The following is a 23,773-nucleotide window of genomic DNA, read 5'->3' as shown; positions in this document are numbered from 1 at the left end:
GGCTCATACCTTGCCGAGAATCATGATCGCGATGATCAGGCCGTAGATGGCGATACCTTCCGCCAGGCCCACGAAAATCAGGGCGCGCCCGGCGAGCTGTGGCTTTTCGGCGAGGGCCGCCACGGCCGCGGCGCCCACATAGGCCACGGCGACGCCCGCGCCGATGCAGGAGGCGCCGGTCACCAGGGCGGCGGACAGGAAGGCCCATTTCGCCATCTCGGGGTTGACCTGTACGGCGCCCGTGTCCGTCTGGGCCGCCACGGTGGCCGTGATGAGGATCGGCGCGGCGAAGGTCACTAGCAGCAGCAACAACGCGGCGCGGCGCGGCGCGGGCAATCTCTCGATAAACATGGTGCAAACCTTTCCGTTTAACCTGGCGCCGAAGGCTATGAAAAGCCGACGGGGTCGAACCTGGTCCCGGTTTCCTTGAAGAATTTCCCAAAAAACTCGTAGTACTCGAGGCGCAGGGCCTGAATTACGACGACCAGCCCTTCCAGCAGAATAATGACGGCATTGCCCAGCAGCAGGACGAGTATGGAGAGGGGGCCGCCGAACGCGCTCCCGGAAAGGGTGTCCGCAATTCCGAATACCGCGAGGAAAAGCGCGGCATGGGCCAGGCCAAAGGCGGCGACCCGGATGAAGGACACGGTGTTTGCGACAAAGCCCATCAGCACCTCCAGGATTTCCACCGCGCCTTCCATGACGTATACGCCCAGGCCCTCCGGGAAGGCCCGATCCTGGCGGCCCAGCAGCCGCAGCACGGGACCGCGGGCGAAAAGCAGGGCGAGGGGCGCCACCAGGAGCACGGCCAGAATCGGGCTGGACACCGGGGCGCTCTCGAAGGAGGCGCGGACCACCAGCCCCACGCCCGCCCAATAGGCGACGACCGCGAGAGGACCGGAAGCGTCGAAAAACTCGCGCACAAAGGCGCGCCGCCGAATGGCGTTAACGATATTGAGCGCCAGGCCGAGGCTGATGAATACGACGCCAAAGGCGATGGCGGCGCCAAAGAGGGCCGCGATATTGTCCAACGGACGCAGCCAGAGCGCTGGAATGAGCCCCTCCAGCCCGAAGACGCTGCCATAGAGCACGCCAAAGACGATGGACGACAGCCCGCAGTAGATGGTGAGCCGGGCCGCATCCGAGAAGCGCGGAAGCCGGGCGTGTAGCGCTGCGCCCGCGGCCAGCAGCACGAGGCCGTGGCCCACATCCCCGAACATCATCCCGAACATGATCAGAAAGGTGATTGCCACGAAGAGCGTCGGGTCCACCATGTGATAGGCGGGGATGCCGAAGCCCTCGGTAAGCGCGCGGAATGGCTTGAGGAAGGCCGGCAACTCCATCAGCACCGGCACATCGAGCGATTCCGGCGCCTCCACGGATTCCGCCGGGATGACCTCGACGACGGCGCGGCCCCCGGTTCGATCCCGCACCGCCTGAACGAATTCCGCGGAGCGGCTGTGGGGCGTCCAGCCGGAAAAGAGGCAGGTGCGGTCCGTGCCCTTGCAGAAGGATTCGACGCGCAGCAAAACAAGGGCGGCATGGATGCCGGTGGCCAGTTCCCGCAATTCCGGCATGACCGCGGCGCGAACCTCGTGAATCTCCCGCTGTAGCCCCGCCATTTCGTCCGCCGCGGCGTCCCGCTCCCGCTCCAGCGTGCGGAGCGATTCGGCGGAGACCTGGGCCAGGTCGGGCGGGCCGGGGGCCGGCTCGAATCCGGCATCGCGCAGGGCGTCTTCAAGGGTACGGGCGTCGCGGCGCAACACGATACACAGCACGCGCTGGCGATCGGCTTCCTGACGGTACGGCAGCACCACGGACGGAATCCCCGACAACGCCATCGCGAGGGCGGGCAGGCGATCCGCCGGGAGTGCGCCGACGGCGGTATGGAGAAACGAGGAATGAACGAGTTCGCCCAGGGGCACGCCCGGTGGCAGCAGGAGCGCCATCTGGTTGGACAGCGAAGCGAGTTTGTTCAGGCGGCCGGCGAGTTCCTCGCGGCGCTCCAGCAGCGGGGCCACCCGCGCCGATACCTGGTCCAGCCGGCGATCAATGTCCTCCAGGGGCAGCGGCTCGGCCGTGCCCTCGCGTTCCGGAGTCGCGACCGCCTCGAGGCGCTCGCCCAGGCGCTGGACGCTCCGGTGGCGCTTTGCGTACTCGTCGGCCGAGCGCTCGCTGCCGAGGGACGCCAATTGGGCCGCCCAGGCATGGGTTTCTTCCACGAGCGCCGGGTGCAGGATGCGAAGGCTGGCGGTGGAGCGCAGGATGGCGTCGAGGTCATCCTTCAGGGCGACCACACTGACCCGGTCCATTCTCTCCGCGATGAACACCGCCATCATTTCACCCCGCGAATGCGGCTCATGAGGTCGTGATCCGGTACCCCGATGCGCCTTCCGGCAAAAACGCAACACAAATTGGCCAGTTCCGTACGGAGGAGGCGGTGAAACGCGAATACGCCGGCGATGGTGAATGGGTAGCCGCTCAGATCGGCCCGCGCGCGGGCGATGACCATTTCGGCCAGCGCGCGCTCCAGCAGGGCGGCGCGCTCGGCGGGCGGCCCCCGGAACGCGCCCGCTTCTCCGTATTGCCCCAGCACGTCGGAGGCGGCGCCGGTGATCCGGGCGTAGTCCGCGCCCGGGATTCCAAATTGCCGGGATAGCGGAGAGGGTCCGGGAATCAGCAATTCACCCGCTTGCTCCGCTGGAATCTGGTGGTATGCCTGGAGCCGGTTCAGCCACGATAGATTCAGCGCGTCGATTTCGTCGCTGACGAGGCGGATGCCCCGGCGCGCATCGGCGCCGCCCAGGGCGCTTGTGGCGGCGAGAAGGCGCCCGTAGTAGTCGCGCTCGAGGGCCAGCTCCGGGTAGACGATGGCCCCGGTTTGCCGGTAGCGCGGGGCGCTGTCGCGCAATGGGGCGCCATACGGGGTGGTCCGCAGCACCTGTGCGATGCCTTCCAGCGAATCCGCCGAAGCCAGCGCCACGGCGGCAATGTTGTTGAGGAACAGGGGGAAGCCGAGCAGGGATTCGAAATGCGCGTCCCGGCCATGCCAGAGCCGGAGGATGAACTGGAGGTGATCGAGCTCCCAGCGGGCGAGCAGCAATTCGCCCACCCCGAGCGCGGGGCCATGCAGCCGCCGGATGGCCCGGTGTTGCCAGACGGCGGTGACCTCGCGAAGGCGGCGCTCGATGGTCAAGGCGTCGGGAGCCGTATCGTCTTGCAGCCACGCGCCATACGCGGTCCGCCGCAGGGCGTTCCACGATTCCTGGACGGTGGGGCCGCGCGCGAGCGCCGCGTACTCCTCACGCGTCAGGAGGTCCGGAAGAATGGCATGCGCGACGGCGTTGGCCTCGGCGTATCGCCCCAGGGCAATCATGGGGCCAGCCCGGCAATCGTTTCGGCGGCGCGTTGCACCACATCGCCGGAAACCTCTTTCGGACCGGTCTCGTTGACGCGCCGCCGGGTTTCGTCCAAGAGGCGTTTGCGCTCGGCCCGGGCATCGTTACGGCCCGCGTTGACCAATGCGGCGGCTTCGCGGCGCGCGTTCTCGCGGGCCGCTTCCAACGCTGGTTCCCGGGCGGCCCGCGCCTGGGCGAGGAGAGCCCTGGCCTCATCGCGGGCCTCGGAAAGCCGCCGCCGCGCTTCGGCTTCCGCGTCTAGAATGGCGTCGATGTGTTGCCGGAACATGGGAAAACAACATTCCCCGTGGGCGCGCCGCGCCTGCTGTACGTCAAAGCCGGCAGCAACCCGAGCGCCCAGAATGGTGGGATTTGCCCGCCGGACCGGTGTAGGTCACCGGATTGGATCCGGCAAGCTCAATCCCTCCTTATTGTAACAGATAAGCGTTCGCGCGTCCATGGCCCGAATGGTTCACCTGCCTGAAAACCGCGCTGTACGGAGCCGGGCGCGCGTCGTCCACGCGGGAAGGGGGATCGGGGGCCACAAAGAGCACAGGGCAGCCTCGGGCCGCAACCAATTTTGAACCGCGGTAACACGTTAGTGGAATGAAGCACCCACCGCCTTGGAGGCGATTCTCGGTCAAGACCGGCGTGAATAGCAGGATCGTGGACATTTCCGCCTCGGCGGACCTTCGGCACGTCCGCGGCAACGGGAGCTCGGGAAACAAATTGACGTAAGTGGTTTGGAATAGAATCCCGGCGTCCCCAGGAGCGGAAAGAATTGGGGACCCGTGCCACTTCACATACACATCGATCACGAGATGTCATGCGCTGGTCCTGCCGCGGAATGTCCGCGATCCTTTGCCGCGCTTCCTCGTACATTAACGGTCCGTTCGTGCTGTTTCCGCGCGTTTCTGCTTCAGGCGGCTAAAATGTTACGAACACAGAAGTTCTGATTGAACCGCGAATCAACGCGAATGGACACGAATGAAGAGAAGAAAGGACTGTCTCGCTTTGGGAGTCCGAGGCTGTATTCCCGACTTCCTTGGGCCGTTCGAAGGCGGCGCTCGCGCTGTCTCCGCCTGGAAGGCCAAGCCACGTTGGCGGGTGTTGATCCACGACGGCTCTGTCGGAATTGGCCGGGAATTGTTGTCCGCCAATCGGGAAGTTAATGGAGCGTGGTGCGGGTTCCTTGGACCAGCCTCTGGCCGCGATCAATGAAATGATATTGAACCGGTCGGAGGCGGCTGGTCCCGACTCCATTTCCAGCCCGGCCAGCCCCTGACCCGCTCCCCCGCTTTCGGGTGAATTTTGCTGCGCTGAAATCGTCTATAGGCTATACGTTTGCCTGATCCCGGGTGTATCTGGGATACTTTGGACAATTCAGGCGGACGCCGCGCGGTGTCTGCCGCCGGGTGCAGCAACGACGATGAGGTGTGAATAATGATTATTGTGAAACGATGGATCGCGGGCGCCATGGCCTGCTGCCTGTTCTTGAGCATGGCGGGATGCCAGACCTATGGCGAGGGCGCCGGCGCGGGCGCCGCGGTGGGCGCCGTGGCTGGCGGCATCATTGGGCACCAGTCCGGTCGGGCGCTGGAGGGCGCGGTGATTGGCGCGGCGCTGGGCGGCCTGGTGGGCCTGATTGCGCACGACATCAAGGTGCAGCGGGCTAAGAGCCGTCAGGAAACCGTGGCGCAGTACAAGTATGAACCGACCCAGGGCGAGGTGTTGTCACTGGAGGAGAATTTCGTGTCGCCGCAGGTGACGGCGCCGGGCGGCAATATCACGGCCTCGCTGCAATACGCGCTGATCGGCGCGTCGGACGGCACCGAGGTGACGGAGACGCGGCGGCTGCTCCGGGGTGAGAAGGTAATCGCGGATCTGTCGTCAAGGAAGTTCACGCGGCAGGACGGCACGTGGCTGACGACGCAGGAGTTTGTCCTGCCGAGCAACCTCCAGCCGGGAGAATACTCGCTGGTGCAGCGCGTGGAGACCGCGCAGTCGTCCATCTTCGGGACGGCGGCTTTCACCGTGCGGTAGCCGGATAATCGATTGGTTGGGACGCGCCCCGCGAGTGTTCGCGGGGCGCGTTTGTGTTTCCTGGGGATTTCTCGGGCGCGAATGGGCGTGCTCCTTTCCGCGCCTTCACGAAAAAGCGTGTTACAGGATCGCGGACTCCTGTCCGCGGCAACGGGAGCGCGAGGCTGTCTCCAGAAACGGCACCCCAAACCTTCCCATTGATCTCGCCCCCCCGGCGCGGTTGACAGCCCCGCGCGGGATTCCCTACGCTGACACCCGTTCCAATTTGATTTCCGCCACCCAACAGGATGTCCTCCCATGATCCGTCTCCGCACGCTCACGGCCACGCTCGCCCTCCTGCTCGCGCTCGCGACCAACGCCGAGCCGCGCCACCTCTACCTCACCTGGTCCGGCGCGCCGGAGTCCACCATCGACATCAACCTCGTCATGGACCGCGTGTCGGAGCCGGTCTACGTCTACTACGACACCGAGCCGCGCCACGAGGACCGAAGCGCCTACCGGAGTGTCGTCGAAGCCACCTATATCCAGACGCAGATGGAACTCGCCGATGGCTGGCGCCTTTATGTCGCGCCCCTGGCCGGCCTGGCGCCGGGCGCCACCTATTCCTTCATCGCCGGCGAAGAGACCAACGGCTTCTCGCGCGAGCTCAAATTCCGCACCCTTCCCGGCGGCGCCGCCCCCCTGCGCTTCGTCAACGGCGGCGACATGGGCGCCGACGGCCGCGCGCGAACCATCCAGCGCATCGCCGGAAGCAAGGACCCCGACTTCGCCGTGCTCGGCGGCGATCTCGCCTACGCCAACGGCATGCTCGGCGCCGGAGGCCTCTGGGACGCGTGGCTGAAGAACTGGTCGGACTACATGCGGCGCACCGACGGCTGCCTCGTCCCGATCCTGACCGCCATCGGCAACCACGAGGTCAACAAGTTCGCCTCGGTCGACCCGCTGGTCCGCTCGCCCTGGTACCTCTCGCTCTTCGGCCGCCAGGGGGAACAGGTCTATTTCAGCCGCCAGGTCGGGGACAACATGGTGTTCTTCATGCTCGACACCGACCACCTGAACGCGGTCGACGGCCCGCAGCTCGAATGGCTCAAGGCCGAACTGGAAAAGTACAAGCACGTGCCCCACAAGTTCGCGGTGTATCACGTGCCGCTCTACCCGGCCTTCGGCAAGTTCGAGGGCGCGGTCGCCGCGCGCGCGCGCGAGGTCTGGGGGCCGCTATTCGACCAGTACGGCGTCCGCGTCGCCTTCGAACACCATGACCACGTCGCAAAGCGTTCCAAGCCCATCAAGAACGGCCAGGTGGCCGAAAGCGGCACCGTCTACGTCGGCGACGGGGCCATGGGCCGCGAGAGCCGCGACGTGGGCCGCGAACTTCGCTGGTACAACGCCATGGAAGAGAGCACCGTGCATTTCTGGCTTGTGGATGTGACGCCCGACCGCGTCGATCTCCAGGCCATCGATCGCTCGGATACCGTTTTCGACGCCGTCTCGCTGCCGTAGCCGGAGACCCGACGTGAACGCGCTTCTTTCATGCCTCATTGCGCTCCTGCTCGCCCCGGGCGACGAAGCGCCGCCGCGCCTCGAAATCCAGGCCCAGGAGGCCCGCCAGGGCGTCGCCGTGGACGCGGACCACATCTACGCCATCGACAACACCACCATCGGAAAGTACGACAAGGTCACCGGAAAACGCGTCGCCCTCTGGACCGCCGGACCGGACACCCCGCTGAAGCATCTCAACAGCGGCATCGTGCGCGATGGCCAACTCATATGCGCGCACTCGAATTACCCCGATATCCCCATGGCCAGCAGCGTCGAGATCTGGGACGCGGAAACTCTCGAACACATCGCGTCCCACAGCCTCGGCGTCCTCTATGGCTCCCTCACCTGGCTGGACTGGTTCGATGGCCACTGGTGGGCGGGCTTCGCCCACTACGCGGGCAGGGGCGGCGAGCCGGGCAAGGGGCCGGAGCACACGGTTGTCGTCAAGATGGATGCGGAGTTTCGCCCGCTGCGCTCCTACCTGCTGCCGAAGGAAGTGGTGGATCGCCTCGCGCCCGCAAGCGCCTCGGGCGGGGCCTGGACGGACGACGGCCGCCTCCTCATCTCCGGGCACGATCGCCCCGAGCTCCACGTGCTGGAACTCCCGCGGGCTGGATCCACGCTCCAGCTCATCAAGACCGTTCCCTTCGCCAACGAAGGCCAGGCCATCGCCGTGGACCACACGGGAACCGGGCTGATCTACGGGATCGTCCGAAAAACGCGGACCATCGTCGCGGCCCCCGCCCCCGAGTAGTTGGCCATAAGACGTAAGCGGGATGAAGCTGGCCTGACGCCGTTACGACGCAAACCCGATTTCCGCGGATGACCACGAGAATATTCTACAGCGGTAAACGCCGGAAGGTCCGTCACAAGGAGCTCGAGAACCTCTACTGGCAAGGCGGCGCGCGCCGCCTCCCCCTGCGCTTCTTCGTCGTCGCTCCTACCCCGTCGCAAGCGAAAAAGCAGCAAGCGCTACTAGCGCCAGCCGGCTTACCTGCTTTGTACCGATATGGTTCACGCCGCCCAACGACTACTCCAGATCGTAACAGTTTAGCCGTCTGAAGCAAAGAAGAATTTCAACCACGAATGCACACAGGGCAGCCGCTGGCCGCAACCGAAGAAGGGATCACCACGAAGGTCGCAGGGCAGCCTTGGGCCGCAACCAAAGAAATGGTCACCACGAAGGGCACGAAGGGCACGAAGGGCACGAAGAGAAACAGAGAAGGGCTTTGACCGCAGAGAGCGCAGAGGATGGCTCTTGTACGCAGATGAAGTAGGTGGTTGAATGAGGGTGCGTTTTTGACCACGAATGGACACCAATGCACACGAATGCGCCTCGAGCGGCCACTGGCCGCGATCAGGATTTTTGACCACGGATGACACGGATGACACGGATAGAAATTCGTTCCGGTCGTTGAGGCGTGCCGGCGGCTGCGTGCTGTTTCCAAGGTGGCCTGTTCGGATTGTTCAGCATCGGAATTGTAGCGGGGTTGATTGGTTGGCGGGCTGCTTCTTCTCGTTTGGTTCGGGTGTCGCTTCAATCCGTGTCATCGGAGTAATCCGTGGGCAAGAAAAGAATTTCGACCACGAAATTCACGGAACGGCCGGGAAATTCTCTCCGGAGTTTCCGCTTCGCAAATACGTTTACACCCAATATTCATGGGGCGTTTGAGCGCAAGAACTTGCAGAAAGAACAGGTAGTTGACGGATATTAGTACGAATGACACGAATAAGAGAGACGAATGACCCGGCTCGAAGATTCGTAACACATTAGCGGAATGAAGCGCCCCCCGACAGGAGAGCGTGAATCGAAGGATCGTGGAGATTTCCGCCGCGGCGGACCTTCGGCCTGTCCGCGGCAAATGTAGGATAGCCGTCCCGGCTGTCCACCGCGCCAACGGCGCGCAAGGATCGCGGATCACTTCTTATAGTAGCCACGTTGATTATCCACAGCCGACAGCAGGTCCCCATTGAAATCCGGGTTTGGGGGCGCGGGGATTTCTATTCCAGGCCAGCCATGCCCGTTGAAAGCCGAAGCAGGCGTTGCCGCAGGCAAGAATGCCCGCGATCCTTTAGCCGTGCTTCCTCTCAAATTGCCGGAGTGCCTGGGAGCAGACATGCTCGCTACTTCAGACGGCTAAAGTGCTACCCCAGATCTACTTCGACCGCTGGCCGATCGAAGTCAACCACAGAGAAGAGAAAGAGACCCCTGGCGTCGGCCAGGCCCAGCTCTGGAACCCAAACTCCGTACCCAAACAGCCCCCGCTGGCCGTCGCCGCGTACAGCGCGCTGCTACTGGCCGCCCTCCAGGCCTTTGGGCCCGAGCGAAATGGCGCATACGCACTCCCCCCACGCTGGAGAAAGCACGCGACACGCCCATCGTGCCCCGACCTAATAACATTGCTGCGCAAAGAAATGGACGAACAGCCCCAATTGCTGCAACCACTCGGCATATTCACGTCAAGAACAACAATGGCAAGCGCCGCAGCTGCGTGAAAAGGTAGCAACTCCAGGCACAGGCGGGACGGCTGCTGTGCCACTTTCCTTTTCAGGTGGTTTTGCGGTGACGCCGGTAGTTGCTATTGCGTGAGCTCTTTGAGCATGGCGAGGTAGGCGTTTACGCCGTCGGGGTCGGTGCGGCTGAAGAGCATGCCGGGCATCGCGACGCGCTTTTCGACCGGGTCGCCGTTGATTGCCTTGAGCGCGTTGTTCACGGCGAGCGCGCCGATATCGAAGGGCTTCTGGCCCGTCACCGCCTGGAGGACGTTGTCACTGGAAAGGAGGAAGGCCCCGATCTGTTCGCTCATGTCGGTGCCGAATACGTAGACGTGGCGCGCGGGATTCTTCATGTTGGCGGCCCGGGCGGCGTTTACGGAGCCCACGGTGCCGCCCTCGTTGGCGGACCAGACGATGTCGATGTCGGGGTTCGCCGTCAGGATGTTTTCGACGAGGGCCGTGGCTTCGGGGGCGAGCCAGGCGTCCTGCGCGGTGACGATTTCGACGCCGGGCAGTTTCGTGACTTCATCGCGGAAACCCTGGACGCGCTGGCTGCCGGGCTCGGGCATGTGCGCGATGAACTGCACGATTGCGATTTTGGCCTTTCCGCCGAGCTGCTCCTCGATGAAGGCGCGGGCGAATTCGCCGGTGACGCGTCCGAGCTCGACCTGGTCGCTCCGGACGGTGCTGGCGGGGAAATCCGCCTCGACGAAGCTGTCGAACACGACGACGGGGATTCCGCGGCCGGCGGCGCGCTTGAGGGCGGATATGGAGCTCTGGGCGCTCAGCGGGGCCACGACCAGCGCATCGACGCGGTTCGCCAGGTAGGTGTCGATCAGGGAGATTTCTTTGTCGAGCGCGTTGAAGCTGTTGTTGACGCTGATCGCCGCGCCGGCCTTCGCGGCGGCGTCGCGCATGCCGAATTCCACGAGCCGGAAATACTGGTCCTCCTGAAACACGATAGCGCCGATGCGGATCTGGCCATCGTCCGCTTTCTCGCGGGGCGCGCAGCCCCCGGCCGCGATCGCGGCGAGTACGGCCAATGCCAAGGTGCGGAATCCATACCGCGTTTTCTGTGCCCATGCCCTGATCATGCGATGCTCTCCTTCCCGGTTTTCGGTGTGGCGTCCCGATTGGGCCACGCCCGATACTATACGCCCCGCGCGAAGCATGCGCCAACGCGCGCGGCGGTCAGCTACCGCTCTCCTGCACGCGCATATTCTCGCGGAGCTGGCGCAGCGGCTCGAAGGCGTGCTCGATCAGGGTGCGGCGGCCCACCTGGATACGCGCCTCGCCGCGCATGCCCATGCGGAGGGGGCGCGCGGCTCCGGCCAATCCGATTTCCAGCCGCTCCGGGGCCACGTGGGCAATAAAGCGCTCCTCGCCCTGCGCGAGAATGGCGGCCGGGCTGAGCCACGCGAGTTCGCCGTCGACGACGCCGTAGCGCTGGTAGGGAAAGGCCTCGAAGAGCAGCTTCACGGGCTGGCCCTCGCGCAGGCGGGCCATGCCGCGTTCCTCGAGGTAGAGGTGCGCCCGCGGCGGCGCGTTTCCCGGCGCAATCTGGCACAACTCCTGGCCCACGCCCACCACGTCGCCGGCGCGTTTGCGCGCCACGGAAACAATCGCGCCGTCGTAGGGCGCGGTGATGTGCGCCAGATCGCCGGAGGCCTGTTTCAACTGGCTTGCGATCCCGTCGGCGCGCACGCGGAGTTTTGCTTCCTCGTTCTCCATGCGCTCGCGCGCCTGCTGGTATTCGGCGTCGAGCCGGGACAGCGCGAGCTGCGCCATCTTATACTCTTCCTCGGCCAGAGCGGCGTCGCGCTCGGCGCCGGCGAAACCGAGCTGGTGGTTCAGCACGTCCAGGGAGGACGCCAGACCCTCGGCCTGGAGGCGCTTGATGCGCGAGTTTACGTCCTCGTAGGCGTCCAGATAGCGCTTGCGGAAGGCGGTCTCCTGCGCGCGCTGGGCGATCTCGGCCTCCTGTATTTCGCGGTTGATCGCGTAGGTGTTCTCCGCCGATACCCGCTCCTGGGCGGTGGCCGCCAGGTCCTTCTCCAGGCCGCGCAACTCCGCCGCCAGCTCCTGCACGCGCGGCGACCGGATTACAAACAGGATGTCGCCCTGGCGCACTTCCGCGCCCGTGGCCGCGTGCACCACTTCGATGACGCCGTCAAACGGCGACTGGATCGGGTCGGACCCTGATTCCGGAAGCAGCACAAAGGGCGCGGAGACCGTTTCCGGGAATTCGAGGAGGATTGCGGCGGCCGCGATCACGCCGGACAGCGCCAGTAACATCGCGGCGATGGTGCGCGCCGCGCGAAACGGCATTTCGTAGGGAAAGAGTTCGGTGACGCGGCCGGCCTTCGGGGTTTGCAGGGTGTTGCTCATGTTCCAAACCCCATCTGCTGGCCGTGCAGGTAGAAATAGAGGCCCTTGCGCGCCAGCAGCTCGTCGTGCGTGCCCATTTCCACCACCTCGCCCTTTTCCAGCACCACGATCACATCCGCATTGCGCACGGTGCTCAGGCGGTGCGCGATGACGATCGCGGTCCGGTTCTGCAGGATGCGGTCCAGGTTTTCCTGGATCGCGCGCTCGGATTCGCTGTCGAGCGCGCTGGTGGCCTCGTCGAAAATCAGGATCGGCGGATTATTGTAGATTGCGCGGGCAATGGCGACCCGCTGCCGCTGGCCGCCGGAAATGGCGATGCCGGTTTCACCGATGCGGGTCTCGTAGCCCAGCGGGAATCGCGCGATGAAATCGTGGGCGTTGGCGGTGTTCGCGGCCCAGGCCGCGCGGTGCACGTCCGGCTCGGGATCGCCCAGCGCGATGTTTTCGAGGATCGTTCCGTCGAACACATAGTTGTCCTGCAGGACGAGCCCGACGTGCTGGCGCAGGTCGCGGTAGTTCAGGGTCTTCATGTCCACGCCATCGAAGAGCACGGTCCCCGCCGTGGGCTCGAGGAGGCCCGAGAGCAGCTTGACCAGCGTCGTCTTCCCCGAGCCGCTGCGCCCCACCACCGCCACGGTCTTGCCCGCCGGAATGTCGAGCGTGATGTTGTTGAGGATGAGCGGGCTGCCCTCGCCGCCGTAGTGAAACTGGACCCCGCGCAGTTCGATGCGCCCTTCCAGCGAACTGACAGGCTGGAGGCGGCTGCGGTCCTTGCCCTGTTCCGGTTCGAACTCGAAGATATCGTTGATGCGGTTCATGAGCACGCCGGACATCTGGAACTCGTCCCACAGCCCGAGGACCGTGAGGATCGGGGTGTAGGTCATCGCCACGAGCGCGTTGAAGGCGACGAAGGCGCCGATCGTAATCTCGCCGCGCATGACGAGGTGCGCGCCGGCCCAGAGGAAAAGCACCGTGGAGAGGTAGCTCACGGCCTGGATCGCGCTTTCGTAGAACATGATGGTGAAGTTGCTCTTGAACTGGGTCCGCGCGAGCCCCAGGAACTCGTTCAGCATGCGGTCTCGGAACTGTTGTTCGCCCGCGCTGGCCTTGACCGCCTCAATACCCCGGATCGCGTCGATCTGGTGGGACTGGTAGCGGCCGAAGCTCTCTTCAATGCGGTTGAACAGGGGGCGGAGCACGCGCCGCGAGAAAACCATGAGCCCCACGTAAAACGGGACGGTGACGAGGAAAACCAAGAGCAGGGAGACGCTGTAGGCGGCCATCAGCCCCAGGTACGCCGCAAGTTGCACCGCGGAAAGGAGGCCCTTGAGCCCGCTGTGGACGATGAACTCGCGCACCTGCCGCGCCCCGGCCAGGCGGCGCTGTATGTCGCCGATGCGCCGGTTGTTGAAGTAGCTCATGGGCAGCGCGAGCATGCTGCGGGTCAGATGATCGAGGATGGAGGCGTCGATGTGGACCGCCGCGAAGCTGAGCATGAAGCGCTGGAGCAGGTTCGCCCCGAGCATGAACACGAGCGCCACGATCATGGCGCCGACCATGATGTGCAGCGTATCGAGGTCGCGGTCGACCACGACGCGGTCCACGATGACCTGCGTGAACACGGGCAGCAGCAACTGGAGCCCGCTGGTGACCACGGCGAGCAGCAGGATCTGGGCGAGGGTCCAGCGGAAGGGCTTGACGAAGGCCATCGCCCAAGCCCAAGTGCGCTGGCCTTCCGGGGCATCCTCAAAGGCGGGGGTGTAGTCAAAGAGGGCGGCGTAGCCGCTCCACTTCGCCAGAAACTCCGCCCGCTTGACGCGCTCGGGGCCGGACGCCGGATTCACAATGTGGACGTGGCGCTTCCCGACTTTCGCCACCACGATCCAGTGGTTGCCCTCCCAGTGCGCGATGGCGGGCAGGGAAAGGTTGTCCAGATCCGCCGGACCCGCCTTCACCGCGCGCGCGGCCAGCCCGAGTTCGCCCGCGGCGCCCACGATCGACTTCAGGCTCGTGCCGTCCAGGGCGGTGTGCGCCAGCTGGCGGATGCGCGGCAGGCTGACCCGGCGCCCAAAGTAGCGGCAGACCATCGCCAGGCACGCGGCGCCGCAGTCCATTTCGTCGACTTGTTTGATGAAGGGCACGCGGCGGCCCCAGCGGCCTCGACGTCCCCGGGACGGTACGACCGCCGCGGCGGGTTCCGCGGCGCTGGCGTCGATCTGCAGCGGCTGGCGCGACGCATCCGCCGGCAGCAACTCCTGCGAGAAATCGAGCGGGACCCGGGCCTCCTCGCGATAGGAGTAGGCCGCCATGCGCGCTTCGATGGCGTCCCGGAACTCCGGGTATTCGTCCATCAGCGCGAGCAGGTCGGCGCGGCTCATCCGCAGCAGGCGGCAATCGCTCACGGTTTCCGCCGTGGCGGCGCGGGGCACGCCCTGGATCGCGGAAATCTCGCCGAAGTAATCGCCCGCGCGGCAGAAGGCCAGGCTGCGCCGCTCGCCCTTCTCCAGGCGGTAGATGTGGACGCGCCCGTGCTCGATAATGAAAAAGTCGTGGGTGTCTTCGCCCTGGCGGATGATCGCTTCGCCCCGCGCAAAGGACATGGGCATGAGGCGCTCCAGAAAGGCCTGGAGCGCGGCCGCCGGGAGCTTGCCGAAGCTCGACGTCTCCCGGAGGAAATTGTGCACCTTCAGGTAGCGGATCCGGAGTTGCTGGTAGTGCCGCAACTCGGGATCCTCCGCCAGGATCTGGTGGAAGTCGTCCCGGCTCAGCCGGTACAGGCGCACGTCGCTGCTGCACCGGACGCTCGCCGTGCGCGTGCCCTCCTCCAGGAGCGCCATCTCGCCGAAGGCGTCTCCCGCGCGCAATACGTTGAGCGGGATATCCTCGCCATGGTCGCCGCGCTTGAACACGCGGGCGCGCCCTTCCACCAGAATGAAGTAGGCGTCGCCGGGATCGCCCTCGCGCACGATGACTTCGCCGAAGTGGTAGTGCTCCTCGCGGCAACACGCGATCACGCGTTCACGCGCGCGGGCCGGAAGCAGTTCGAGCAGGCTCAGGCGTTCGATGATTTGCCGGTGGTCGTCGTTCACGGGCTCACCCCCGGGGACCAGGCCACGTGGCGCTGGATCAGCGGCTGTACGGCCTCGGACACGACCGCGCCGGCGACGATGGAACGGATCCGGGGGTCATCGAGGCTGGGCTCGGTCTTGCCGCGCACGCGGCACACGGTATAGACCCCCGATTGCGAGAAAATCGGGAGGAGCGTATCCGGCGGCGCCGACAGCGCGTGTGCACGGACGCCGACCGGGAGATCGCCGAGCATAGCGCGCCCGCTCTGGTAGCTCCCACCCGCCACCGAACATACCGCGCTCATGGGCTCGCCATCCTCGGTGATGCACAGCAGGGCCTCGCGCGCGGCGGCTTCCGTCGGAAAGGAGGCGGTTTCTATGTCGGCCACGAACAGGGACTCCCAGCGCGCGCGCAGGGCCGCGTCGAGGCGCGCCGGGGTCTGCTGGCGCTCCGCGAACCGGAGAAACCCGGCCTCCATCGCCACGAGTTCGTCGAACCAGGTTGCGGGGAGGTCGAGGCGATCGCTCCACACGCGGAGCGCATCCGGCGCCAGGCCCGGCGACGACGCCGGGTCAAACAGCGACCCGGGCACGTCGGTCGCGCCGCCCTCGCAACGGACCGCGGCGCGCGCGGCCAGGGGGTGAAGCCAGGACGCCGCCTGGCCGCCGAAAACCGCGTCGGGCCACAGCACGCCGGCCAGGCGCGATTCGTCCGCCGCCGCCGGGGCCTCGTCGCCAATCTGCGCGCGGAGCGCTTCCCGCTCGAGGTAGCCCGTAAACGCCTCCACCTCGACGCCCCAGGCGGCCATCCACTGTTCGGTCGCCTGGACGGTCCGAAGGCCCCGCGATCGGCGAAACGACTCCGAGGCGGCCTGGAGGGCTTTGTCGGGAGCTTCTATGGCGCGTGCGGCGGCGGAGTCGAGGCAGGCCAGCCGGTGGCGCGACGATTCCAGCAGCGTCGGAAGGTGGCCCCAGAAGGCCGCCGCCGACAAAACGTGTGGCGGCGTGACGCACAGTTCGCCCGCCGTGAATAGCACGGTGCTGCTCACGCGGCGCTTCCTCTCGTATCCGTTCGCGAAGCCAGCGGTTTCATGGCGTACGCTCGATCCCTGCAAGTTTCCCCGGCGCATCGCGTGGTTAAACCGGTCTTCGCACCGTCCGCGTCCACCCCTTCCAGTATGGGAAGTGTACACGAGCGCCCCGCGCATTCCCAATCACCCCGAGGCGGGCCGGCGAAGGGCGTATGTGGGTCGGCGGGGAACGCGGGAGAAGCCACGGAATGTAGTGCCCGCGAGCCTTTGGGCCTTGGGCGCTCGCGCAGGAATGCCTGGGTCCCGGTTCGGACCCGACGCTGGATCAGGCGGGAACGTCAGCGTCTCTGCTGGTTTCCGGAATCGTTTGCGGGTTCGGGGTTCCCGGATCGGGGTTGCGCCCGGCGTCGGTCTCGCGCGCCGGACGCCCCACGTGCAGTTCGCTGCGGGCGGCGGCTAGCTGGACCTGCCGGTGGCGTTCCGCGCGGCGTGCGGCGCGATCGGGCGTGAGGGCATCGGCGCACCGGGGGCAACACACGCCTTCCCGGTAGCGGGGCGATTGCTGGTCCGCGGGCGATACGGGCATGCGGCAGCCGCGGCACAATACGTAGTCGCCGGGGGTCAGATCGTGGCCGACGCTGACCCGCTCGTCGAAGACGAAGCACTGCCCTTCCCAGCGGGATTCTTCCGCGGGCACAGTTTCCAGGTACTTCAGAATGCCGCCTTTCAGATGGTAGACCGATTCGAAGCCGCGCTGGCGCAGGAGCGCGGTGGCCTTTTCACAGCGGATCCCGCCGGTGCAGTACATGGCGACCTTCTTGTGCACCGCCGGATCGAGATGGGCGTCGACATAGGCTGGAAACTCCCGAAACGAGGCGGTGTGCGGGTCAATCGCCCCCCGAAAGGCGCCGATCGCGCACTCGTAGTGATTGCGCGTATCTATCAGGACGACCTCGGGATCGCTGAGGAGCGCGTTCCAGTCCTCTGGATCGACATAATCGCCCGCCTGGGTCGCGGGGTCGATATTGGGGAGGCCCAGGGTGACGATTTCCGGTTTGAGTCGGACTTTCATGCGGTGGAACGGGGTCTCCCGGTGCAGGGACTCCTTATGCTCCAATTTGGAAAGGCGCGGATCCGATCGCAACCAGGCCAGGACCGCGTCGATGCCCGTGCGCGTCCCGGCAACCGTTCCGTTGATCCCCTCGCGGGCGAGGAGAAGCGTTCCCTTAACCCCCTGGCAGCGGCATACTTGCAGCAGCGGCTCCTGGAGCGTTTCAACGTTGTCGAGCCGGGCGAAATGGTAGAGGGCGGCAACGACAACCGGGGGGTCGGGATGTGGATTACTCATGGCGGGACCTCGAATATAAGCCAGTTTTCGGGGGTAAGTATGCCATGGCGCAGCGGTCGGTGTCCCGTTCGGACGCGCCGCTGTCGTTATATCCGTAACGGCCTCTCCCGCGCCGGGCAACAGGGCGCGCGTTTTTTTCGGGACAGGGCTGGTCAATCAGGCTGAATTCTTCTATACTGAGACTGGAATTGGATCCTCAAGCGCAGACATCGGAGGACGTAATGATGGAAAAGGCGTATTTCGGGGCGGGCTGTTTCTGGGGGGTGGAGGCCACCTATCGCCAGGTTCCGGGGGTGGCGGATGTGGTCGTGGGCTACATGGGCGGCCACATGGAGAACCCAACGTACGACGATGTGTGCAAGGGCAAGACGGGCCATGCGGAAGTGGTGGAGGTTAGCTTCGATCCGGCGCAGGTTTCCTTCGAGAAACTGCTGGACGTATTCTGGAAGTGTCACAACCCCACGACGCTTAACCGGCAGGGCCCCGACATCGGGACGCAGTATCGCAGCGTGATTTTTTGTCTCGATGGCCGGCAGCAGCGCGCCGCCGAGGCCGCGAAGGAGTCGCTGAACAATCTGGGCGCCTTCCGAAGCCCGATTGTCACCGAAGTGACGGCGGCGGGGACGTTTTACCGGGCCGAAGAGTATCACCAGCGTTACCTGGAGAAGCGGGGCCTCGCGCACTGCCAGGTGGGCTGAGTATCGCCAACTACCCGCGCGCGCCTGTCCCGACACGGGCGCGCGCGTTTTTTTTGGCGGCGGCGCGACGGCGTCAACTTTGCGGTACCGGGCGGCGTTTTCCTGAAGGATGGGCCAGCGCGCGCCGGCCCGGTTTGGCGGCATGAACTCCCTGGAGCAACGCGCGCCATTTACAATTGAATCGCTTTGCCCGCGCGCCCATTACTCGAATACCCCAAGGCGGGAATCGAAACCCCAATTGGGACATGAATCGGGCGTGAAACCTTTTCCGAGCTCCCCGGTATTCAGTAGTTAGCAGCAGTTGAAGCCGGGTCGGCGCTGAAAACAAAGGACTTAGCGCGATTGACCAAACTTGGCACAGCGATTGCGTTATAGCGTGTTAGAAGGCGAAAGTCAGGAACGAGTGAATAAAACAGACTGAACTTCGTCGGTATGCATGAACAATTGAATATACAGGACGCTCCCAAAGAGGTTCCCAATGCGTCGAATGTCTCCCCAATGTGCCGGCTCCCCGATTGCCCCACACCAACCGGCACAATGCGGTTCTCTCCCAAAATCAATGCCGCAGCATTCGGCGTGGTCTCCCCCGGGCCACTCCTCCCTCCCCTTATGCCCGGGGGAGACCCTCTCCTCTTTCCTATAGATCTTGGACAAGCTTCTTCCTTCCCTGTCCCACAACGAGGCCCCGGCCGCTGCCAACCAGCGGCCTGGGTCTTTTTGTGTTTGTGGCGGTTTGCGCGTACGGGCGTGCTAATGGACGGATTTTCGGCGCGCGATCTATTTCTGGAGTCCCCAGTACGAGCCGGTATGGGCCTGTGTGGGTGAGGTATTCCCGCCCGAAGGGCCAGTGAAGCTCCCAGCCCCGGGCAACGCCGAGGGAAAACGGGAGCACCTGTTACTTCGCCCTGATGGGGCAGGGCAGCGAATTGAGCGCATGCAGCCACTTTGAAGTCGAACTGCGTTGCCCTTTCAGGGCGTTGCCGCGAGATCCGCGTTGCCCAGGGCTGAACACTGCGTTGGCCCTTCGGGCCGGAAGTGTGCGCCGACTCATCTGCGTCATGGAGTCTGTGCGCGATTACCACTCGCGCTTCTACTTCTTCTCTTCGTGGACTTCGCGCCCTTCGTGGTGATCCCCTTTTGGGCTGCGGCTGGAGGCTCTCCTGCGTTTGTGGCGGAGGGATAAAAGTTCCACCCCGCCGGAAAATGCTGCCAGCGCCGCGGCGCGGCTTTGGGGCCGGGGCCCCCGCAACCTGTTGAAAAACCTTGATCTGGGGGTTGTGGGATGTGCTGGCCCCGTTCTTGCTTTCCCTTCCAACCAGATGCAGCGCCAACCACCAGGGATGCAACGATGCGCTTGGAAGGAATCGATATTCTCGGCCCCGGCCGCCCGGACATCACCGGCAGCGCGACGCGGGCCACCCCGATCCCCCTGGCCGCGCGCCCGTTTCCCAACGTCGATCCCGAGCCCACGGTATCCAGCCCGACGCCCGCGCGGCACACGGTGCGGAACGGTGAAAACCTCACCCGGATCGTGCGCCAATTTCTGGAGGCGGGCGGCCAGCGGCCGGCCAATGCCGAAGTTTATGCCGGTGTGGTGACGGTGGCCCGTGCGAACAACCTGTCCAATCCGGATCTCATACATCCGGGCCAATTGATCGATTTGAGCGCGCTGGCAACGCCGGCTCCGCCGGAGCCGCCCTTCGGCGGGTTTCCCGTGGCCTCGGCGAGCATGCCGTCCGCAGTGGTCCCGCAAGCGTCCGTTCCGGCGTCCGCTCCGCCGCATCAGCTCACCGATCCCCTGATCGGCGCGCTTCCGGGCGGGGGACCGGTCCGCGTGAGCGCGTCCGCGATCGCTTCGCTTTCGCCGGCGAATGCGGACCGGTCAACCACGCCGGACGACATTGCGCCGCTGGGCGGTCCGGGCCGCGGGCGAGGCGACGCCGTGCTGGCGCTGCAACGGCTGCTGAACAACACGTCGAACGCGCTTCAGCTGCTTCGCGGGATCGTGCATCCCGATCGGCGGGCCATTGAAGCGGCCCCGGGTCCGTGGGCGTCGCTGGTGGCGGGATCGGCGCGCCTCAGCTCGGAATACGGCATGCGCAAGGATCCCTTTACCGGGCGGATGGCCTTTCATGACGGCATCGACCTTGCGGTGAAGCGCGGGACGCCGATCACGGCGGCGCGATCGGGTGTGGTGTCCTTCAGCGGCTGGAAAAGCGGCTATGGCAACACGGTCATCATCCGGCACGAGGACGGCCTCGAGACGCTCTATGCGCACGCCTCGAAGACGCGGGTGGAAGTGGGGGAACGCGTCGCCGAGGGGGCGCATATCGCCGACAGCGGGTCGAGCGGGCGATCCACGGGGCCGCACCTGCACTTTGAAGTTCGCCGCCACGGCCGCGCGGTGGATCCGATGCCGTACCTGGAGACTGCGCCGCTCCGGGTGGCCCAGAACGGCAACTGAATCGACTTTCTCTGGCGCAAACAGGGCACGAAAAAACCCCGGAACGCATCGCGCGATCCGGGGTTTTGCCGTTTCATGCGGCGGGCCTATTTCGGCCCCAGGTTCTTGAAGAGGTAGACGCCTTCCTTGCCGGGGGCGAGGATGTCGTTCCATCCATTGCCGTCCACATCGGCCACCCAGAAGTAGATGCCGGTTCCGCTTGCGGTTTCGGGCGGACCGTAGTCGATCACGTGGCGCTCCGGCTTTCCCTCCTTCAGCGGGTAGTAATACAGCCCGACGGGATCATCCGCGCCCGGATCCGCGCCGTTGTGCGCGCGGTAGCGCTTGCCGGTGATCAGTTCGGGGACGCCATCGTTGTCCAGGTCCGCCAGTTGCAAGTCGTGAAACTGGGAGCGGTCGGTCTCGATATCGTGTTTAATCCATTCGCGGCCGTTGCCGTTATCACGCTGCTCGTACCAGGCCAGGCCGTAGTCGTGCCCCTGGCCCACGATGAGGTCGTTTCTGCCGTCGCCATTGACGTCATACACCAGAATCGGGACGCCGGCCTGGCCGAGATCGAGGCCTCCATGGTAGGTCCAGGGCTGTTCGAACGGCTTTTCCGGCGCTTCAAGCCACCCGTGGGTCATGATGAGGTCGCCCCGCCCGTCGCCATTGATATCGCCAAAGCCCAGGCCGTGGCCCTGTTTTTCGGCATAGACGTCGACGCGGCGGAATTTGCCCGCGCCCTTCCCCTCGTCGTCGCGCTCCAGAATGAAGATCACGACGCCATCGTTCGGCAGGTTGGGAACCGCCTCCACGTGGCCGTCGCCATCGATATCCCAGAAGCAGCCGCGCTCCACATTCCCCACCTCCGCAATATCGTGGGTGGTCCATTCGACCGGCTCGCCCTTCGGGTTCTCGCGCCAGCTCATTTTCTTGCCAAACCAGCCGCCGGTGACGATGTCGAGGTAGCCGTCTCCGTTGACGTCCATGGGGTAATTGGAAAAGTCGTCGTAGTAGGTGGACTGCTCGAGGATCGTGGCGATCTTGTGGGAGGCGGTGAAGTCGGGACCGGGGCGCCAGTATTCGCCGGAAACCGCATCGACGATCCCGTCGTTGTTTACGTCAAAGAGCGCGCCGGATTCGTACGTGCCGGTCCCGATTCGCTGTTTCTCAAAGCGAAGCTCGGCGGCTTGCGCCGAGGCCGCGGCCATGGAGGCCAGGGCCAGCGCGCCGAGGCCGAGGTGGAGGAACTGCTTCATGATCTTCTCCCGATAGGTGGTACAGGGACTGCGTCGCGGCGCGCGCATGGGGGCGCGCCGTATCCGCCATGATCTTGCAGATCCGGGCGCCGTGTCAAATGGAAGGCAGGCCGCGGGGTGTTGGGGCTGGGGTTTTGGGGGTACAGCCACCGGCTGGGTTGGGGGTGGTTGCTCCGGGGGGTGGGCTTGTTTGCCAGCCGGATGCAGTGCGCTGGCTTGCTTGGCAGCCTTATGCAGTGCGCTTTTTGGGGGTACAGCCACCGGCTGGGTTGTCGCATCCTTGCCATACGTTGAGCACTTTGGCCAGCCGGATGCGGTCCCCTGGTACAGCCACCGGCTGGGTTGTGGGTGGTTGCTCCGGAGGTGGGGTTGCTTGCCAGCCGGATGCAGTCCGCTTTTTTGGGGTACAGCCACCGGCTGGGTTGGGGGTGGTTGCTCCGGAGGTTGGCTTGCTTGCCAGGTGGATGCAGTCCGCTTTTTTGGGGTACAGCCACCGGCTGGTTCGGAGGTGGTTGCTCCGGGGGGTGGGCTTGTTTGCCAGCCGGATGCAGTCCCCTGGGTTGCTTGCCAGCCGGATGCAGTCCCCTTTTTGGGGATTGGGGAAGAATCTCGCGTGCTGGCGCCATTATTTTCCGGGATTTTGACATGTTTAGCTTGATAACCGTAGAATACGAAGATCTATGGCTTCGAACACCCCAATTCAACTGACCGTTCTGGGAGGCGGCGGGGAGGTGGGAGCGAACTGCTTTCAACTGACCCTGAACCACCAGCATATTCTTCTTGACAGCGGCACCCATCCGAAGAAGGACGGGAAGCAGGCGCTGCCGGCGTTTTCGCTGTTGGGCCGGGCTCCGGAAGCGCTTTTGCTGTCGCACGGCCACCAGGATCACTGCGGTTCGATTCCGTACCTGCTTCGGGAGTATCCGGGTGTCAGCGTGCATGCGACGCATCCGACGGTGCGGATCACGGAGCGGATGCTACACAACAGCGTTTCGGTGATGGGGTTGCTGGCGCGGGAGCGGGGGGTGGCGGATTACCCGCTGTACGAGCACGAAGACGTGGATTACGCGATGGAGCGTTTTGAGGGGCACGACTTCGAGGAGCCGTTCCGTCTTCCGCTGGGCACGCCGGTGGAGGCGCGATTCCGCCGCGCGGGCCATGTGCTTGGTGCGGCGAGCACGGTAATCAAGGCGCCGGGGCACACGATTTATTACACGGGCGACATCTGCGAGACGCCGCAGGAGCTGATCGACGGCTTTTCGCCGCTGGACGACCTGGAGCCGGTGGATTCGCTGATTATTGAGGCGACGCACGGGGCGAGCGGCATCGCGGGGGTGCACACGTATCAGGAGGAGGTGTACAGCATGGGCGCCGCGATCGCGGACGTGCTGGAGGGGGGCGGCGTGGTGCTGATTCCGAGTTTTGCGCTCGGGCGTACGCAGGAGGTGCTGAATTTCGTCGCGCGGCTTCAGGAGGAGGGGAAGATTCCGGAGGTCCCGATCTACGCTTCGGGTCTGGGCCGGGCGGTGTACGAGCTGTACGATCGCTTTACCGATTATCTTCTTCCGAACGCGGTATTGCGCCCGCTGAACGATTTTGCGCGCATCGGCAATGTGTGGAAGCCGGGTGTGGTGGAGAAGCTGGTGTCGGAGCCGGCGATCATTGTGGCGACTTCGGGTATGATGCTGGAGAACACGCCATCGGCGCTGATTGCGGAGGAGATGGTGAAATCGACGCACCACGGGATATTCTTCGTGGGGTATCTGGACCACGAGACGCTGGGGTACAAGCTGCTGCATTCGACGCCGGGGGATCAGCTTGCGTTCGGGTTGCAGCGCCCCCGCCAGGAGGTCCGGCTGGAGAACATCCGGCGCTTTTCCTTCAGCGGACACGCGCCCCGGGAGACCTTGCGCCGGGTGATCGAGAAGATCCGGCCCCGGAATGTGGTTTTCGTGCACGGGGATCCGGAGGCGATCGCGTGGATGAAGGAGCATGCGGCTCCGGGCTGCCAGGTATTCGCCCCGACGATAGGCGAGACCCTCACGCTGGAGGCGTGAGG

General features: G+C 65.0%; 16 protein-coding genes. 6 read left to right on the top strand and 10 right to left on the bottom strand.

What is annotated here, in order from left to right; translation table 11 throughout:
- Nucleotides 1-3 precede the first annotated feature (3 nt).
- From KF886_01120 to KF886_01105, 4 genes are read right to left on the bottom strand one after another with little or no spacing between them, the layout of a single operon-like run.
- Entirely contained in the window at nucleotides 4-351 is a 348-nt protein-coding gene (locus tag KF886_01120) for a H+transporting two-sector ATPase C subunit (protein MBX3175939.1), read from the bottom strand.
- A 35-nt stretch (nucleotides 352-386) separates the two neighbouring features.
- Nucleotides 387-2,312, bottom strand: coding sequence for a hypothetical protein (locus tag KF886_01115; GenBank protein ID MBX3175938.1), 1,926 nt, complete (start codon nucleotides 2,310-2,312; stop codon nucleotides 387-389).
- Between the two features lie 23 nt (nucleotides 2,313-2,335).
- Entirely contained in the window at nucleotides 2,336-3,376 is a 1,041-nt protein-coding gene (locus tag KF886_01110) for a V-type ATPase subunit (GenBank protein ID MBX3175937.1), read from the bottom strand.
- Entirely contained in the window at nucleotides 3,373-3,687 is a 315-nt protein-coding gene (locus tag KF886_01105; protein ID MBX3175936.1) for a hypothetical protein, read from the bottom strand. The genes KF886_01110 and KF886_01105 overlap by 4 nt, the downstream gene beginning before the upstream one ends.
- Before the next feature lie 1,154 nt (nucleotides 3,688-4,841).
- Here KF886_01105 and KF886_01100 point away from each other — a divergent pair.
- From KF886_01100 to KF886_01090, 3 genes are all read left to right on the top strand, one after another.
- Nucleotides 4,842-5,441, top strand: a complete 600-nt coding sequence (locus KF886_01100) for a hypothetical protein (protein MBX3175935.1) — start codon at nucleotides 4,842-4,844, stop codon at nucleotides 5,439-5,441.
- A gap of 297 nt (nucleotides 5,442-5,738) precedes the next feature.
- Nucleotides 5,739-6,941: a metallophosphoesterase family protein gene (locus tag KF886_01095; protein ID MBX3175934.1), complete on the top strand. Its 1,203-nt coding sequence runs from the start codon at nucleotides 5,739-5,741 to the stop codon at nucleotides 6,939-6,941.
- 13 nt (nucleotides 6,942-6,954) lie between these two features.
- Nucleotides 6,955-7,734: a hypothetical protein gene (locus tag KF886_01090; GenBank protein ID MBX3175933.1), complete on the top strand. Its 780-nt coding sequence runs from the start codon at nucleotides 6,955-6,957 to the stop codon at nucleotides 7,732-7,734.
- A 1,825-nt stretch (nucleotides 7,735-9,559) separates the two neighbouring features.
- Here KF886_01090 and KF886_01085 read toward each other — a convergent pair.
- From KF886_01085 to KF886_01065, 5 genes are all read right to left on the bottom strand, one after another.
- On the bottom strand, nucleotides 9,560-10,570 hold the full coding sequence (locus KF886_01085) for a substrate-binding domain-containing protein (GenBank protein MBX3175932.1): 1,011 nt from the start codon (nucleotides 10,568-10,570) through the stop codon (nucleotides 9,560-9,562).
- Nucleotides 10,571-10,667: 97 nt separating this feature from the next.
- Nucleotides 10,668-11,864 carry an HlyD family efflux transporter periplasmic adaptor subunit gene (locus KF886_01080; protein MBX3175931.1) on the bottom strand — a complete coding sequence of 399 codons (1,197 nt, stop codon included), beginning with the start codon at nucleotides 11,862-11,864 and terminating at the stop codon, nucleotides 10,668-10,670.
- Nucleotides 11,861-14,953, bottom strand: a complete 3,093-nt coding sequence (locus tag KF886_01075; GenBank protein MBX3175930.1) for a peptidase domain-containing ABC transporter — start codon at nucleotides 14,951-14,953, stop codon at nucleotides 11,861-11,863. Before KF886_01075 ends, KF886_01080 begins: the two co-directional genes overlap by 4 nt.
- On the bottom strand, nucleotides 14,950-15,981 hold the full coding sequence (locus tag KF886_01070; GenBank protein MBX3175929.1) for a hypothetical protein: 1,032 nt from the start codon (nucleotides 15,979-15,981) through the stop codon (nucleotides 14,950-14,952). The genes KF886_01075 and KF886_01070 overlap by 4 nt, the downstream gene beginning before the upstream one ends.
- Before the next feature lie 307 nt (nucleotides 15,982-16,288).
- The gene (locus tag KF886_01065; protein MBX3175928.1) at nucleotides 16,289-17,311 is read right to left on the bottom strand and encodes a rhodanese-related sulfurtransferase; all 1,023 of its coding nucleotides are present in this window, start codon (nucleotides 17,309-17,311) and stop codon (nucleotides 16,289-16,291) included.
- A 224-nt stretch (nucleotides 17,312-17,535) separates the two neighbouring features.
- Here KF886_01065 and msrA point away from each other — a divergent pair, with 224 nt between their 5' ends.
- Entirely contained in the window at nucleotides 17,536-18,009 is a 474-nt protein-coding gene (gene msrA / locus KF886_01060) for a peptide-methionine (S)-S-oxide reductase MsrA (protein MBX3175927.1), read from the top strand.
- Nucleotides 18,010-19,357: 1,348 nt separating this feature from the next.
- The gene (locus KF886_01055) at nucleotides 19,358-20,473 is read left to right on the top strand and encodes a peptidoglycan DD-metalloendopeptidase family protein (protein MBX3175926.1); all 1,116 of its coding nucleotides are present in this window, start codon (nucleotides 19,358-19,360) and stop codon (nucleotides 20,471-20,473) included.
- Nucleotides 20,474-20,559: 86 nt separating this feature from the next.
- On the opposite strand, the gene KF886_01050 is transcribed toward KF886_01055, so the two are convergent.
- Nucleotides 20,560-21,666 (bottom strand): VCBS repeat-containing protein, encoded by a 1,107-nt coding sequence (locus KF886_01050; GenBank protein ID MBX3175925.1) that lies wholly within the window; start codon nucleotides 21,664-21,666, stop codon nucleotides 20,560-20,562.
- A 728-nt stretch (nucleotides 21,667-22,394) separates the two neighbouring features.
- Between KF886_01050 and KF886_01045 the strand changes: the two genes are divergently transcribed.
- The gene (locus KF886_01045) at nucleotides 22,395-23,771 is read left to right on the top strand and encodes an MBL fold metallo-hydrolase (protein ID MBX3175924.1); all 1,377 of its coding nucleotides are present in this window, start codon (nucleotides 22,395-22,397) and stop codon (nucleotides 23,769-23,771) included.
- Nucleotides 23,772-23,773: the final 2 nt, after the last annotated feature.

The sequence above is a fragment of the Candidatus Hydrogenedentota bacterium genome, assembly GCA_019637335.1.
Lineage (GTDB): Bacteria > Hydrogenedentota > Hydrogenedentia > Hydrogenedentales > JAEUWI01 > JAEUWI01.
The sequence above is the reverse complement of the archived record's forward strand: the minus strand, read 5'-3'. Positions and strand labels throughout refer to the sequence as shown.

Coding starts and splice junctions, on each gene's coding strand:
- KF886_01120 (MBX3175939.1), bottom strand. CDS start 351: ATGTTTATCGAGAGATTGCCCGCGCCGCGCCGCGCCGCGTTGTTGCTG.
- KF886_01065 (MBX3175928.1), bottom strand. CDS start 17,311: ATGAGTAATCCACATCCCGACCCCCCGGTTGTCGTTGCCGCCCTCTAC.
- KF886_01050 (MBX3175925.1), bottom strand. CDS start 21,666: ATGGCCGCGGCCTCGGCGCAAGCCGCCGAGCTTCGCTTTGAGAAACAG.
- KF886_01095 (MBX3175934.1), top strand. CDS start 5,739: ATGATCCGTCTCCGCACGCTCACGGCCACGCTCGCCCTCCTGCTCGCG.
- KF886_01115 (MBX3175938.1), bottom strand. CDS start 2,312: ATGGACCGGGTCAGTGTGGTCGCCCTGAAGGATGACCTCGACGCCATC.
- msrA (MBX3175927.1), top strand. CDS start 17,536: ATGGAAAAGGCGTATTTCGGGGCGGGCTGTTTCTGGGGGGTGGAGGCC.
- KF886_01085 (MBX3175932.1), bottom strand. CDS start 10,570: ATGATCAGGGCATGGGCACAGAAAACGCGGTATGGATTCCGCACCTTG.
- KF886_01100 (MBX3175935.1), top strand. CDS start 4,842: ATGATTATTGTGAAACGATGGATCGCGGGCGCCATGGCCTGCTGCCTG.
- KF886_01080 (MBX3175931.1), bottom strand. CDS start 11,864: ATGAGCAACACCCTGCAAACCCCGAAGGCCGGCCGCGTCACCGAACTC.
- KF886_01045 (MBX3175924.1), top strand. CDS start 22,395: ATGGCTTCGAACACCCCAATTCAACTGACCGTTCTGGGAGGCGGCGGG.
- KF886_01055 (MBX3175926.1), top strand. CDS start 19,358: ATGCGCTTGGAAGGAATCGATATTCTCGGCCCCGGCCGCCCGGACATC.
- KF886_01105 (MBX3175936.1), bottom strand. CDS start 3,687: ATGTTCCGGCAACACATCGACGCCATTCTAGACGCGGAAGCCGAAGCG.
- KF886_01110 (MBX3175937.1), bottom strand. CDS start 3,376: ATGATTGCCCTGGGGCGATACGCCGAGGCCAACGCCGTCGCGCATGCC.